At 59.9% G+C, this 13770-nt stretch carries 16 protein-coding genes; 1 reads left to right on the top strand and 15 read right to left on the bottom strand.

Annotated features, from left to right (window positions below):
* Window positions 1-263: 263 nt before the first annotated feature.
* The 3 genes from EJ071_RS15820 to EJ071_RS15810 all read right to left on the bottom strand — a co-directional run bounded on the left by EJ071_RS15820 (window position 264) and on the right by EJ071_RS15810 (window position 1320).
* On the bottom strand, window positions 264-548 hold the full coding sequence (locus tag EJ071_RS15820) for a DUF982 domain-containing protein (RefSeq protein ID WP_126098676.1): 285 nt from the start codon (window positions 546-548) through the stop codon (window positions 264-266).
* 27 nt (window positions 549-575) lie between these two features.
* Window positions 576-878 (bottom strand): DUF982 domain-containing protein, encoded by a 303-nt coding sequence (locus tag EJ071_RS15815; RefSeq protein WP_126098675.1) that lies wholly within the window; start codon window positions 876-878, stop codon window positions 576-578.
* Window positions 879-1116: 238 nt separating this feature from the next.
* A complete protein-coding gene (locus EJ071_RS15810; RefSeq protein WP_189521491.1) occupies window positions 1117-1320 on the bottom strand; it encodes a hypothetical protein in 204 nt (67 codons plus the stop codon).
* 832 nt (window positions 1321-2152) lie between these two features.
* On the opposite strand from EJ071_RS15810, the gene EJ071_RS15800 reads away from it, so the two are divergent.
* Window positions 2153-2326, top strand: a complete 174-nt coding sequence (locus EJ071_RS15800; RefSeq protein WP_126098674.1) for a DUF3606 domain-containing protein — start codon at window positions 2153-2155, stop codon at window positions 2324-2326.
* A 154-nt stretch (window positions 2327-2480) separates the two neighbouring features.
* Here EJ071_RS15800 and EJ071_RS15795 read toward each other — a convergent pair whose 3' ends face one another.
* The 12 genes from EJ071_RS15795 to EJ071_RS15735 all read right to left on the bottom strand — a co-directional run bounded on the left by EJ071_RS15795 (window position 2481) and on the right by EJ071_RS15735 (window position 13762).
* Window positions 2481-2696 carry a KTSC domain-containing protein gene (locus EJ071_RS15795; RefSeq protein WP_126098673.1) on the bottom strand — a complete coding sequence of 72 codons (216 nt, stop codon included), beginning with the start codon at window positions 2694-2696 and terminating at the stop codon, window positions 2481-2483.
* A 249-nt stretch (window positions 2697-2945) separates the two neighbouring features.
* Window positions 2946-3491: a hypothetical protein gene (locus EJ071_RS15790; RefSeq protein ID WP_126098672.1), complete on the bottom strand. Its 546-nt coding sequence runs from the start codon at window positions 3489-3491 to the stop codon at window positions 2946-2948.
* A gap of 34 nt (window positions 3492-3525) precedes the next feature.
* Complete coding sequence (locus EJ071_RS15785; protein ID WP_126098671.1) at window positions 3526-5574, bottom strand: hypothetical protein; 2049 nt, start codon at window positions 5572-5574, stop codon at window positions 3526-3528.
* A 396-nt stretch (window positions 5575-5970) separates the two neighbouring features.
* Window positions 5971-7248 (bottom strand): diguanylate cyclase, encoded by a 1278-nt coding sequence (locus EJ071_RS15780; RefSeq protein WP_126098670.1) that lies wholly within the window; start codon window positions 7246-7248, stop codon window positions 5971-5973.
* Window positions 7249-7560: 312 nt separating this feature from the next.
* Window positions 7561-7866 carry a hypothetical protein gene (locus EJ071_RS15775; protein WP_126098669.1) on the bottom strand — a complete coding sequence of 102 codons (306 nt, stop codon included), beginning with the start codon at window positions 7864-7866 and terminating at the stop codon, window positions 7561-7563.
* 280 nt (window positions 7867-8146) lie between these two features.
* Complete coding sequence (locus EJ071_RS15770; RefSeq protein WP_245460259.1) at window positions 8147-8599, bottom strand: phage integrase N-terminal SAM-like domain-containing protein; 453 nt, start codon at window positions 8597-8599, stop codon at window positions 8147-8149.
* Between the two features lie 339 nt (window positions 8600-8938).
* Entirely contained in the window at window positions 8939-9634 is a 696-nt protein-coding gene (locus EJ071_RS15760; RefSeq protein WP_126098667.1) for an HAD family phosphatase, read from the bottom strand.
* Window positions 9635-9648: 14 nt separating this feature from the next.
* The gene (gene ugpC, locus EJ071_RS15755) at window positions 9649-10710 is read right to left on the bottom strand and encodes a sn-glycerol-3-phosphate ABC transporter ATP-binding protein UgpC (protein WP_126098666.1); all 1062 of its coding nucleotides are present in this window, start codon (window positions 10708-10710) and stop codon (window positions 9649-9651) included.
* A 20-nt stretch (window positions 10711-10730) separates the two neighbouring features.
* Complete coding sequence (locus tag EJ071_RS15750; RefSeq protein ID WP_126098665.1) at window positions 10731-11780, bottom strand: NAD(P)-dependent alcohol dehydrogenase; 1050 nt, start codon at window positions 11778-11780, stop codon at window positions 10731-10733.
* A 5-nt stretch (window positions 11781-11785) separates the two neighbouring features.
* Window positions 11786-12025: a DUF2160 family membrane protein gene (locus tag EJ071_RS15745; RefSeq protein WP_210211936.1), complete on the bottom strand. Its 240-nt coding sequence runs from the start codon at window positions 12023-12025 to the stop codon at window positions 11786-11788.
* Window positions 12026-12041: 16 nt separating this feature from the next.
* On the bottom strand, window positions 12042-12878 hold the full coding sequence (locus tag EJ071_RS15740; RefSeq protein WP_126098663.1) for a carbohydrate ABC transporter permease: 837 nt from the start codon (window positions 12876-12878) through the stop codon (window positions 12042-12044).
* Between the two features lie 5 nt (window positions 12879-12883).
* Window positions 12884-13762, bottom strand: a complete 879-nt coding sequence (locus EJ071_RS15735; RefSeq protein ID WP_126098662.1) for a sugar ABC transporter permease — start codon at window positions 13760-13762, stop codon at window positions 12884-12886.
* Window positions 13763-13770: the final 8 nt, after the last annotated feature.

The raw sequence follows: 13770 nt of genomic DNA, 5'->3' as shown, positions 1-13770 counted from the left end.
TTAAGACTGTGGCCGAGCCATTTACCTCACCCGTTGGAAGCGAGGCGCAAGGATCCTGCAACCGCGCCACGGCTTGCGATTGGTTCCAATTTTAGGAATTGGCCGGCAGGTCTCGGCAACAGATCAATCTTAACGGCAGCGTATTGCGCCGCATTGACCTCGTGTGCCGGCGATCTGATCGGCGTTTCGGTTGTCATCATCTTATCTTCTCGTGGGAAGAGGGATTGGAGCGCCCGGGCACTGTCCGGGCGCTCCAAGCGGTTTCAGGCGTAAGTAGGATGGCTCTTTCCCGCAACATGCGGAAATTCGCCATCTTCGACGAGTATGTCCTTCCTGCGCGCGAATGCGACGAAAACTCCTCTCGCCGTCTCGGCGTCGATATCTCCGACCAGGGCCGCTTTGCAGGCGCGGATGGCAGCCTTTTGCTCGGGGCTGTTGCCGCACCATTCGACCGAGAACTGATAGGCATCGGTGACCGTGTTGAGCTGCCGCGGGAAACCCAAACCCACCCAGACACGGATCGGCTTTTCAAAAGGCTTGGAAACCATGGCGACCTCCATCGTTTCGCGACGATTTCAGGCGGTCAATCCGCCGCCTCTGCTGTTCGTGCCGGTCATCCACGGTGGCGGGGCGCTCACCTCTTCAAGGATGCTGGCCGATTTCGCAAAGCCCGAAAAGGCTTCCTGCGCCGCGGTCAGCGGGTAGCCGCTGTCGAAGGCGCGCTGGCAAGCACGCAATGCCGTGTCATACCCTGGACCACGTTTGTGTTTCGGCCATTCATAGAGGAATTCCAGAGCGTCCTCGAGGCAGGCGACCTCCTGAATGAGGCTGTTTCCACTCTTCACATAGACGGGGCTGTCGAAGATACGATCGTTCATAAGATCCTCCAAATCGAACGAACAACTCAGCTTTGGGACAGGCGAGAACCGACAGCGGTTCGAGCCTGACGGCGATATGGGTTTGTCATTTTTGAGCGTCAAGATTTCGGCTGCATCAAAATTTCGAAGCATAATTTTCCGTGCGCATCGGCGGGCGCCTCGACGAGTTGATCGAAACCGCTGAGAGGGCCGGCTGGCATAGGAACAGGGTTGCCTCGGCGCCTTGCCGCGAAGCGGCTCAACAGCGGCACCGCTCAGCGAGTACCCAGAAATCCTTTAGCGAGGCGTGGTGGAGCATCTCCTCGCCTTTCAGTGTCTTCACCAGGCCGGGTTTCTGCCGTTCGGCCAAGCCCTTCGGCGCAGGAGCGCCGGCCATGCCGTGGACGAAATCCCATAAAGCCTGCCGCTTGTCGGCTTTGAAGGTGGCAACGGCCCCGCCCATCTAGCGGGCCCTTGTCGGCCATGAGCACGGTCGCCGGGTTAGGCAAGCCCGTTGGCGGTCGCGAGAGCGCCACAAGCGGTGGCCTCGCTTCGACAGTGTCACCTGAGGATTTACGTCCAGTTCAAGTCGGGCGATGATGGGCTATGCGGATATCTCGAACCTTTTTTGCCCTACGCGCTGGGCATCGACCGCTTGCGACAACGATTGCCAAGATGCACTTGCAGCACGCGCCGCATTCTTTTTTGCGGCATGGAACAAAGTGCGGGGCCAGCGGCGACAGCGGGCCCGCGGAAGTTATGAGGTCTGACACCCCGCAACAGTTTACAGGGCCTGCTCGTGGGCTCCGATAAGCCCATTTCTCTTAGCTGGCGCGAGGCGTGCGCGGGGTCGCACGGATCGTCTTTCACCGACTTGCCAGATGCATTCGCCATTAAGCACGTAGTAGGTTTCCTCCCGCGCGGAGGACGGTGGCGAACCCGGCCGGAATCATCCAGTCGAACATGGTCGTGTGCTTCGTGTCCTCCTCGGTGACAAGAAAGACCGGCAGATGGCGCGCAGCATGATCCCGTTGTTCTCGTCAGGCCTGCGAATGATCGGGGCATCGCTCATTTGCGGGCAACGCGATCTAATTTGAAAGCGTCTTCGTCTGGATCGTTCTGTGACCGTGGCCGCTGCCGGACGCCGCCGGCAGGCTTACGCATACGAATCCAAAACGCGACAATCGAATTTAATTCAATATCGCATAGCTGTAAGCGTCCGGTTCGCACTCGCTGAAAAAAGCGTGCTGGAACATTCCGGCATGGCCGCGGTTCTCTGATCAGGAGGAACGGCCATGGTAGACGACAAGACCAAGCGTGACTTCCGCGACCGTGAGGACGAGGATTACGAAGTCCGCCATTTCGCCAACAAGGTTGGCCTGACAGTCCAACAGGTCCGCGAACTCATCAAGCAGCACGGTAACGACCGCAAGACGCTGGAACGCGAGGCCGAGAAGCTTCGAGGATGACCAACATTTTCAGACTTGGTCCGACCGATTGATGGAAAGCGGCATAGTGGCGAACAAGCAAGGAAGCAAGAACCTACGCCAAGTGATCTTGCACGAATAGCCGGCCCACGAACCGTTGGACATGGACCCGAAAGTGGGCCAAGGCCCTTCCCTGTCAGGGATCGCCATCACCAGAAATCCGACGATATCGGAAGTGATTGCGAATGTGGTCGTTGAAAAAGCGACCCTTGGCGAAAGCCGCTCGGAATGCCGCAAAAGTCTCCGGTGGCACAGACTCAAACTCGTAGTGTTTGCCGCTTGTCACAAACCACACGGACAAGATCCTGCTCTCCGGATCATAGGCTGTTTTGCTTATCGAGGTGGAAGGCATGACACTATTCGGCCTTCTTCGAAAGCGCGGACCTGAGAAATCAACTTCGAGGTGACATAAACGTTCCGTGGCGCCTCCTGGGCTCCTGGCAGCGTATGCGACCCTCGCCCACACAAAGGTAGGTTGGCCATTATAGCGCGATGCCAGGCGCCGCCGAGCACAAGAAAGGTTTCAGGTGCTGCCGGAACAGCGCTTACCTTCGTTGACCGTGGGTCCGCTCACGGTCGCTTCGACCAAGGCGCCAACATACTATTTCGCCGGCTTATCCTTGTCGCTGATGTCTGAATTCTGCCGCTTCGGCGCGGGAGCGGTCGTCACCGCGATGGAAGAAATCTTCCAACGGTTGTCGACGTTTTCGAAGGACAGATCGAAGTCGATCTCCAGCGGCTGCGTTGGGAACAGGCCGACGAGGTGCAACTGCTTCTGGGGATCGAGAAAGGGCGGCGTGGACAGTTGCGGTGTGATGACGGCAACTGCCGTGAGATCCGCGCCGGTCAGGCGCAGCGCCTGGAACTTGATCGCAAGATCGCCTGCGTTGTTCTCCGCGCGAAACCTTGGAGAACCCAAATCCCTCAGCACCGTGAAGTTGCCAGTCTCCACCGCCTGCTGGAGAGCCGTCATCGTGCTGCGGGCGAGATAGATCGACTGCGCGGCATTTGCCGGCCAGTCGGGTGAGGCCGGTGCGGCCGGCGCCGCCTTTTTCTTGCCCGACGCCGGCGCCTGCGCCTGGGCAAGGCCAGGTCCGGCGGCGCACACGACCAGCGTCCCCGCCAGGATGGTTGTGACTATTCGCATCGGGATCATCATATCGCGCCGGCGGGACCGCTTCCTACCAGCTCATCCTCAGGCCCAGCCGTCCGCCGGCCATATGCTGGCCGGGATCGAACGCGACGCCGCCGTTCAGCTGGAGCTGCGAGCCGAGCCGGGCGCCCGCGCTGAGCGCAAAGGCGTTGGCGCCCTCGAACGTGCCCCAGTTCAAGGTGGTGACGAACCTCTCGTCCGGAAGCACGGTCGGGGCGCCGGCCAGCGCCATCGCCATGGCGACGCCGGAATAGGCGCGGCTGCCGACAGTGTCGATGCGGGAGCTGAGACTGTTGAATTGCGCGGGATCGGAAAGGCCGAGCGCGCCCGGGGTCACCGAAGCGAGATTGCCGCTGGAATCGGTGGTGAGGATCTGGATCGCGCCGTTTTGGGCCGACGAACTCGCCGCCGACGTCAAGCCGGGCATCGCATAGGTGTTGCTCGCCGTTCCGAAGACCTGCTCGTTCTGCCTCGTCGCGACCGCACCCGAGCCGTAGGCCGCCGAACCCGCATAGCCGGCGCTCGCGCCGGTGCCAATCGCAACCGCGTTCAGGCCGGCCGACGATGCGCCCGATCCGATGGCGATGCCGTTGGCGCCGGTCACGGTCGTTCCATTGCCGAGCGCGACGGCGTTGGTGGCGTTGATCTTATTGCCCGATCCGATCACCAGCGATCCGGATGAATTGGCCATGCTTGCGACGCTGTTGTTCGACCCGAAGACCTGGATGCCGTTGCCGTTGCCGGCAACGTTCGGGGCGTTGACGGCATTGTCGTCGCCATAGACGAAGGATTTGTCGCCGTTCACGACATTGGGGTCGCCGACCGCGTAGCTGCCATTGCCGTTGACCGTGTTGCCCACGCCGAAAGCGCCGCTATCGTCGCCCGTGACACTGTTGTTGGAGCCGACGACGGTGGTGTTGTTGCCCTGCGAATGGTTGTTGGTGCCATCCGCCAGCGCATTCGTGCCGCTGGCATTGCTGCCGGAGCCCGCGGCAGTGGAATTCGTTCCGCTGGCGTTCGGCTGCGGGCCGGTGGCAGTCGTATCGTAATATGGGGGATTTCCGCTTCCGCCGCCGGTGATGCAGGTCAGGTCGCCCAAGGCATTGGTGCCGATGCCGGAGGAACAGCCCGCAAGCGATGCAAAACGAACAGTGCCCACGACGTCGAGGCTCGCGGCCGGAGTATCCGTGCCGATGCCCACGTTTCCATTTCCATCGATGGTCATGCGCGTCAGGCCGTCGGTGGCAAGGAGAAGGCGACCGCCGGACCCGGTGGCCGAATGGGCATTGATCAGTGACGTTCCGACGCCGAAACTCGCGCCGCCATAGCCGACCGTCAACCCATCGCTGTTGGCCGCCGAGGACACGCCGATCGTCTCGAAGGTGTCATCCGAGGAGCTTCCGTAGACATGCAGGTTGCTGTCGGGGGAAGCGGTGCCGAGACCGACGTTGCCGTTCGCGGCGATATCGAGGCTGCTCGTCGGTGCGCCGGGCCGGATACGCAAAGGAAGCCGGCTGCCTCCTGTCATGTCGCGCACGAAGAAATTCGCCTCGTTGGCGCCGATGTCCCAGGTCTGCGCCGAAAAGCCGCCGGCATTGGTCTGCTCCAGGCGGATCGCGGGCGTATCGCTTCGCGTGATCTGCAGTCCAAGAGCCGGATTGGAGGTGCCAAGGCCCAAGTTTCCCGAGCTGTTGACGTAGACCGCGTTCTCCGGAGCGCCCGCATTCACGCGAAACACCATCTTGCCGGACGTCGCGTCCTGAATACCGAAGTAGCTAGCACCACCTGATGCGGAATCGTTCGCTATCAGCGCCCAGTCATTGGCAGGAAGTCCGGCCGTCGTGCTCGTGTCGTCGAAATAGATGCGTGTGTTGTTTTCCTTGACGACAATCGTGTTGAAACCGAAGCTTTCATTATTGACGCAATCGAAGCCCACACAAAGGCTGCCTTGCACGATCTGATCGTCCGCAACGACCTGGTCGGCAAGCGCATTCACGATCGGCGTGGCGAGGATTGCCACGCTCAGGCGCAACGCCGCGCACCTGGCATTCCTTGCGAACTGTTTTTGCCTTGGCACCAAGCCCCTCCCCGCGATGACCCTTGCCCTGATCCGACCCGCCAGAGGATCAACGATCCCGGCGTTTCACGCTTATGTCCAAGACGTCTGTTTAGCAAGCAATAGAACTGTGCATTGCCCGTCTTCATCACGGGTGTGTTCCAGAGACATCACCAGTAACATCAAGGTTTCGTGGACATCGCGGACTGTTCTGTTCAATCGCTTCTTCGCCCTTCGGCCGACGACGATGGACGCGAATTCCCCAACCCCGACCGGGCGCTCCTTGGGAGCTTTCTCGCCTTTAGACGAGCTACGCTCGAGCGGTCCCAAATCCTGCCGGTCCGGAAGCGGCCCAATCTGTTAGGCGTAATGAAGGATGTGCCGTCTGAGGCGAGGGCGGCGTAGCGAGCGAACACTCTACTGTCGCGCCGCGGACCGCGTCGACTGAATATGTTTGCTCTCGGCTGACTCCGGTCTATGGACTAGCACCCGGTTGCGGCCCGTTTGCTTGGCCAGATAGAGTGCCTCATCCGCTTGACGCTGTAACTGCTCCGGCGAGATGGCCTCTTCAGACGTCTGAACCGCGACACCAATGCTCAAGGTAACGCGGCGAGACACGCGGGATCCAGGGTTGGGAAAACCGGCGGCCTCAACGCTCTTGCGGATTCGCTCAGCCACGGAGACGGCCTCTTCCTCATTCACGCCGGGCAGGATCACCAGGAACTCTTCGCCGCCGTAGCGGGCCACGTGATCATGATCGCGCCTGACGTTTTCCTGGATAATCCTGGCGACCTCCACCAGACAGCGATCGCCCTCACCATGGCCGAGGTGATCGTTCAGCTTCTTGAAGTGGTCAATGTCGCACATCAGCATCGCGGCACCGTCGAGGCAACGTTTGTCATTTCCCCATAGGTGGCCGAGCGTTTCCGTCATCCAGCGCCGGTTGGCGATGCCGGTGAGCGGATCGGTCCTCGCCAGGAGTTCCAGTCGAGCGTTGGCTTTAGCCAGTGCGGCGACCGTGCGCCGGTCGCGAAGCTCAAACAGGAAAGTCTTCTGAGCGAGAATTGTCATGATGCGCCGCGCGGCTATCGTTGCGAGGACGCCGCTGGCGAAGAACAGCGTCGCAGCCACCGCGCTGCCAAGTTCGATCGCCGGATTCTGCAGTTGAAAAATGAGATAGAGACCGAGCGCCAAGGCGGCAATGGTCACCGTCCAGGCCAAAGGGATGCCGAAGATGATGATGGCTGTGATGGCCACGAACAGCATGATGTTCAAATGCCGTTCATAGAACTCGCCACCAGCGCTTACCCCGACCAATGCAACCGACAATAAGATGAGGAACATGCCTGCGATCAACGTGGGCCCCTGGAGCCAGGAGGGGCGCGGCTTTCGCCACGCGAGAACGACCGCGATAACGACCGGCGGAATGATAGCCCCAGGCAGGAGCATCGATACGGCGATCGCCCTCGGAAGTATGACCATGTAGAGCGCCAGGGTGAGCACATCCAAGACGGCTACCCACATCATCCAGGCGCGAATGATCTTCGCCGTTTGCGACCACACACGAGCACGAAACAGGCGTTCGATCTCGCCGCTGAAACGAATATCGCGCGTGCGGCGCGCCAGAAGTCGCTCCACTTCCGCGGTGATGGCTGGATCATCCTGCGCACCGAGACGCTTTTGATCTGACACCATCGACGGACCCTGAAACTGCCTTCTCCTGAACATCGATCCGAGCCATCCATTGGTCGGTCGCGGGCTAGCATGCCGCGATATCCTGAAGATTCGATTGCTCACGCGAAACGTCAAATCATTCGGGACATTCTCCTGACTCACCACCCCAACTCTTCGGGCGCGTCGGCAAAGACTAGTTCTGCTCTGGGCGCAGGTGCGTTGGATCAGAGTGCGTCCGGTCGAAGTTCCTCTTCTGGTCCAAAGAGTGCTGGCTGAGAAGCGTTTCTCTCGGCCGTGTAAATCATCCCTGGGGCCTGTTCCGGCGCCTCTCAGTTATTGCGCGCCGGGCGCCCATTCGGGCAGTGGCGCAAGGCTGCGGTTGAACTGCTTCCACCACATGGACTCATCTATCTCGCAGCAGGCGCGAAGCATGGCATGCGCCTTCTCGAAAGCCTGGGTAGCGAGATCGTCGAAGGTCATCTGCGCGTCATATGGCACCGACACCACCAGTTCCTGACCGGTCTGTGTGCCGCCTTCGTCGACCTGAAGATAAAGCCAAACGACGAAATGCGCGCCGTGGCCGCTCGCGTCCGCATTGCCGATCTTGATGCGGTCGATGCCTGCTGCGGTGACTTTCATGCGGGTACCTCTTCATTCGAATTCACAGTGAATCCCAGAAGTCCGCAGCAGTTGGAAAGGTTCCGGAACCGCCATCTCTATGGTGAAGTATTGATAAAGAGCCGGCTGGGCTGCCTCGACTTTTCTTATGAACCCCACATGGGTTGGTTAACCATCCAGAACCAGGACTAGGTCGCAAAGAGGTCTCCTTCGCGGAAGGATATCGCATTGACCAGCTGGAAGTCTTGGTAGCGCCGCAAGCGGTCATGCTGTGACCTCGACCGATCTTACTCTGGTGTTGTCAAAGTCGAGATCTGACTGGTGTCGCATCGATTGCGCAGTCGGCGACTTCAGCATCGGCACCTCTGCCACGCGCAGGCCCGCGCCATACCGACAGCGCGGCCTGGCGCTTGAGGCCGGTGGTGGCGTTGAGCAGTCGGGCGACCTCGTCGCGGCTGAGCACCACCGGCAGCTTGCACGGGTGCGTCAGACGAACGAGCTTGCGCGCCAGATCGGGACGATCGACCGTATGCGTGAAGAAGAAGCGCAGCGCCGACACGATGCTATTCATCGTCGGCACGGGAACACCGTCGTCCTGCTGCTCTATCTGGAACCGGCGCGGGTCGTCGGTGGTCCCTGTGTCTGGTAAACGGCCGAGGAAGGTCGTCAGGCGTCCGATGTCGCGGAGATAGTTGCGCTGCGTCTCCCGTGAGAAACGCCGCATGTTCATGTCGTCGATCAGCCGCTGGCGCACGGGGCGATCGGAGCTTCGAGAACTGGAGGAGGCATGGTCAGGCTCCTTGTTGAAGAAGCCTGTGATGCTCTGCCCCTGCCGAACCGCACTCAACGCAGGCGCAACGACCGGTTCTTGATCTCTACCTCAAACGCTCGCGACCCTCCCGCGCAGCGGGTTCGTTCTCCGGCCGCATGCTGCGGAGCGGCAGCCCGCCCCCATTCGTCTGTTGAGGTCAGGATTTGCCGTCCCTTTATAGGCATCGGGTCGATACTCGAGGCAAGCGGCCAGACGATGCAATGAAAGAGCCTTCTCGGCCGAGGTCGCAGACGTAACGGCGAACGAGGGTCGTTGGGCACTTTACGTCCGAAAAGGTGCCAGCGCTCGGTATGCTCTGGAAAGATGGTCGATCACCTCAACCGCTCCGGCACTTCGCAAGACGCTCGTTTGGGCCGCCTCGCATCCTTTCAGATGACTTCCGCCCACGAACCCAATGGGGCGCATGCCAGCCGCGGCGGCGCCTTTTATGCCGTGAGGTGAATCCTCCAGCACGGCGCAGTGGCTAGGAGGGACGCCAAGCCTCTCCGCTGCAAACAGGAACAGATCGGGGGCTGGTTTGCCGTGCTTGACTTGATCGGAACTTAACCCTCTACCATCGAAATGCGGACCAAGGCCCGACATCTCAAGCGTCTTTTCCAGCCGCCGCACCGAACTGCCTGTCGCAATCGCCACAGCGATGCCGGCACGATCCAGCGCTTCCAAAAGCCCGAGAACGCCGTCAATTAGCCGTAGCCCTGTCTTGTAAGCTTCGAACAGGCGATCTTCCACGCGCTCGGCGAAACCCTCTGGACAGGCCTGGCCCAACGTTTCCCCGATATCCTGGCAGATCGTAGAAATAGAGATGCCGAGATATTTCTCCCGAACATGGTCCGCAGTCATCCCGGACAGTCCTGATGCGCGTATTTCGGCCGCCACCGCTTCGAGCGAAAGCGGTTCGCTGTCCACCAGGCAGCCATCCATATCGAAAATGACCGCCCTGATCGCGGACTTACTCATGCAAACTTGTTCTCTCATATGCGCTGTTCGGTCTTGCGATCGAACAAATGCACGTTAGCCGGATCGATGATGAAGCCGATCTCCTCGCCCGGGGCGGCAGAGATGCGTTGCTTGACGATGGCGTCGATCATGTCCTTACCAGCCCTTGCAAAGATCTGCGTCTCCGATCCGGTCGGTTCCGTTACGACAACTTTGACCGGAATACCGCCGGCGCCGACCAGAATGTGTTCAGGCCGGACGCCGTAAATGACCGTCTGGCCGTCCGCGGCATCCGTCGGTGGAATCGGGAGCGTCAGCCCGCTTTCGGACACGAACTGTTTGTTCGCGCTCATGCTCTTGATCGTGCCGTGAATGAAGTTCATTGCCGGAGACCCGATGAAGCCGGCGACGAAAACGTTTCGAGGATGGTCGTAAAGATCGAGCGGGGCGCCGATTTGCTCAACCCGGCCGTCGCGCATGACGACAATCTTGTCTGCCATTGTCATGGCCTCGATCTGATCATGAGTTACATAGACGATCGTGGTCTTCAGCCGCTGATGAAGCTCCTTGATCTCGACACGCATCGTCACGCGCAGTTTCGCGTCGAGGTTCGACAACGGTTCGTCAAACAGAAAGACCTGAGGATCGCGAACGATGGCTCGGCCCATGGCGACACGCTGGCGCTGACCGCCCGAAAGTTGCTTGGGATAGCGGTCAAGCAGCTTCGACAGATCGAGAATATCGGCCGCCTTGTGGACCTTTTCCTTGATCTCCGCCTGGGGTCGCTTGGCCATCTTCAGCGGGAACCCAATATTGTCGAAAACAGTCTTGTGCGGGTAGAGCGCATATGACTGGAACACCATGGCGATATCGCGATCCTTCGGCGGCATGTCATTGACGATGCGGCCGCCGATCCTGATCGTGCCCTCGCTGATCTCTTCGAGACCGGCAATCATGCGTAGCAGCGTGGACTTTCCGCAGCCCGAGGGCCCGACGAGCACTACGAACTCGCCATCCTCGATATCGACACCGACACCGTGCATGACCTCCAAGTTGCTGTAGCGCTTGAAAACTTTTTCGATTTTGACATCAGCCACGGGCCGGTCTCCCTTTTTTGTTATTGCGGCAGTTCGATCTGCATTTTCACGTCCGCTGGGGGTGCCGAGGCGGCGATCTCGAAGGCATGCACACTATCCTTGAATTCGAATTTGCGCGTGATCAGCGGACGGACGTCGATCGCCCCCGACGACAACATCGCCACGCAGCGCGGGAAGACATGCGCGTAGCGAAATATGTTTTCCACCCGCGCCTCGCGGATCATCGCCGCGCCCGCATCGTAGGAAATCGGCTCGGGCTGGCCGCCAATCATCACAACGCGTCCGCCGGGCGCCAGCGGTTCGAAGACCCTCGCGGCGGCCTTGGGCGAGCCAGTTGCCTCAAACAGCACGTCCGCGCCCCAGCCATCGGTATCGCGCTTCACGCGTTCAACGATGTCGTCCTTGCCCGCTTGCACTCCGGTGATGGCGCGGTTCAGGCCCTCGGCGATGTCGAGCTTCTTTTTGGCAAGATCGCTCACATAGACCCGCGCGCAACCGCCTGCCAGCGCGGAGAGTGCTGTGACGAGCCCGATTGGGCCCGCGCCAAGCACGATCGCTATGTCGCCTGGCTTGATGCGGGCTTTCGTAGCCGCATGGACCCCGACCGCGAGCGGTTCGACCATCGCCGCCTCGGCAAAGGAAACGCTGTCGGGCAGCTTGAAAGTGAACGCTTCGGGATGCACGCAGGTCGGGCGCAGAATTCCATGCACAGGTGGCGTTGCCCAGAAGCGCACGGCCGGATCCACATTGTACATTCCAAGCCGTGTCGCCTTTGAGTTCGGATCCGGTATCCCGGGCTCCATACAGACGCGGTCGCCTTCTTTGAGCGTGGTCACCTCGGAGCCCGTCTCGATGATTGTACCAGAGGCTTCGTGCCCGAGGATCATCGGCGCATTGACGACAAAGGGACCGATTTTCCCATGGGTATAGTAATGGACGTCCGAACCGCAGATGCCGACCGTATGCAGCTTGATGCGCACGTCGCGCGGACCGAGCTTTTCCTCTTGACGCTCAATCGGGAAATCGCGGAGCGAGAGATCGAGTTTTTTCTCGAGAACAAGCGCCTCCATGTGATTCAGCCTTTCGCTATGATCAACGCTGCCAGCGCAAGCGCGATGAGGTTGGAGATCCAGATCGATAGCCCCATGGGCTCCATCAGGCGGAACCATAGAAGCGACAGCGCGACCCAAATGACCACGGAGATGAAAAGGCGGTCGAACCAGTTCGTTTCTATAGGTAGAAAGCCTCTCTTTTGCAGGATCGGTCGAGCATTCCCGTCATCAAGGATGTCGATCGGCTTTTCGATACTTTCCATCTTGCTGGCCATGCCATCAGCCCTTAACTGCGCCGAACGTGAGACCGGCGACGATGTGACGTTGGACGATGCTAAAAACGATCAGGGCCGGGATCAGCGTGAAAACCGAAATCGTTGCCATGATGCCCCATGCCGTGCCGGTCGTCGTGACATATTCCGACAGCCCGGTCGTGAGTGTGCGGGCGTTAAAATTGGTAAGCGTCGCCGCAAGCAGGTATTCGTTCCAGGCAAACACCCAGGTGAGGATGAGCGTCACGGCCAATCCCGGTCGGCAAAGCGGGAACACGACCTCGGTGATCACCTTCCAAGGACTTGCGCCGTCGACATAGGCCGCCTCGTCAAGCTCGCGCGGAATGCCATCGACCGTCGGCCGCAATGTCCAGATCGCAAAAGGCAGATTGAACGTGCAATACACCATGATCATGCCGATGCGTGTGTCCAGCAGCGTGAAACTGCCGACCTTGTAGACTTGAGTCATCAACAGGAACAGCGGCAGCAGGAACACGGCTGGCGGCGCCATCCGATTGGTGATTGTCCAAAAGAAGATGCTTTCCTTGCCGCTCATATTGAAGCGCGACAGCGCGTAGCAGGCGAAGAAGCCAAACGTGGTGCACACAAGCGCATTGCCCGACGAGATGACAAGCGAGTTCAGCATGTAACCGCGCAGCGTCGGATTGTTCAGGACGTCGATGTAGTTTTGCCAATAGACGTGGCGCAGGACGACATCGGGTGTCGAAAACAGCTCCATCGCCGGCGTTGCCGAGATCACGAACAGCCAGTAGATCGGAAACAGCGTCACAAAGCTGATCAAGACCCAGAACAGCGTCCGTATCCAAGGGTTTCGCTTCTTCATGGGCTTCACCCCTTCTTCGGCTTCCGCGGTGCAAGCAAGCCCGTGTAGAGCAGCCAGCAGACCACGATGGTGAGGTAGAGGACGACGACGGAGATGGCTGATCCATAACCATAGTTGGTGCGCGGGAACACCTCCCTGAAGATATGCACGCCAACATAGCGGGTGGCCGATCCGGGGCCGCCCCCGGTCAGCATCAGGACCTCGTCGACGATGCGCAGCGCATCCATCAGACGGATGAAGACTGTGGCGATCAGCGCCGGCGCGATCATTGGCAAAGTGATGTGCCAGAAGATCTGGCGCTTGCCCGCCCCGTCGATCTGCGCCTGCTCGAACGGGTCGGCTGGAAGCGAGACCAGCGCGGCGATCAGGGTTAGTGTGACCAGAGGCGTCCAGTGCCAGACATCCATGACGACGGTGACGACGAAAGCTGCCAGAGCGCTCTGGCCGATGTTCAGGTCGTAGCCGATCCAAGCCTTGAGGAAATGCGGAATGATCCCGATCGAGGGCGTCGTCATAAGCTTCCAGACCGATCCCACGATGATCGGCGCCATAATCAGCGGCAGCGTGTGGATAGTGCGGAATATCGCCTTGCCGGGGAAGTCCTTCATGAACGCCTGCGCCAAAGCGTAGCCGAGGATTACTTCGGTGAGCACGGCAAAGAATACAAACAGGACGGTCACGCCGAGCGAGGCGAGGAAGGCCGGATCGAACACAACGTGACGGTAGTTGTCCGCGCCGTTGAAGATCATGCTCGGGTCAGCAGCGAACGGGTTCCACTGATGGAATGATACCCACACCACGTAAATGAAGGGCAGTACGCCGAAGAAGAACAATATGATCATCGTCGGGGCCAGCAGTATCCAGCCCAGTGTCTTGGATTGCATCGGTCATC

The organism is Mesorhizobium sp. M1B.F.Ca.ET.045.04.1.1 (assembly GCF_003952465.1).
Taxonomy (GTDB): domain Bacteria; phylum Pseudomonadota; class Alphaproteobacteria; order Rhizobiales; family Rhizobiaceae; genus Mesorhizobium; species Mesorhizobium shonense.
This window is presented reverse-complemented; position numbering and strand designations above follow the sequence as displayed.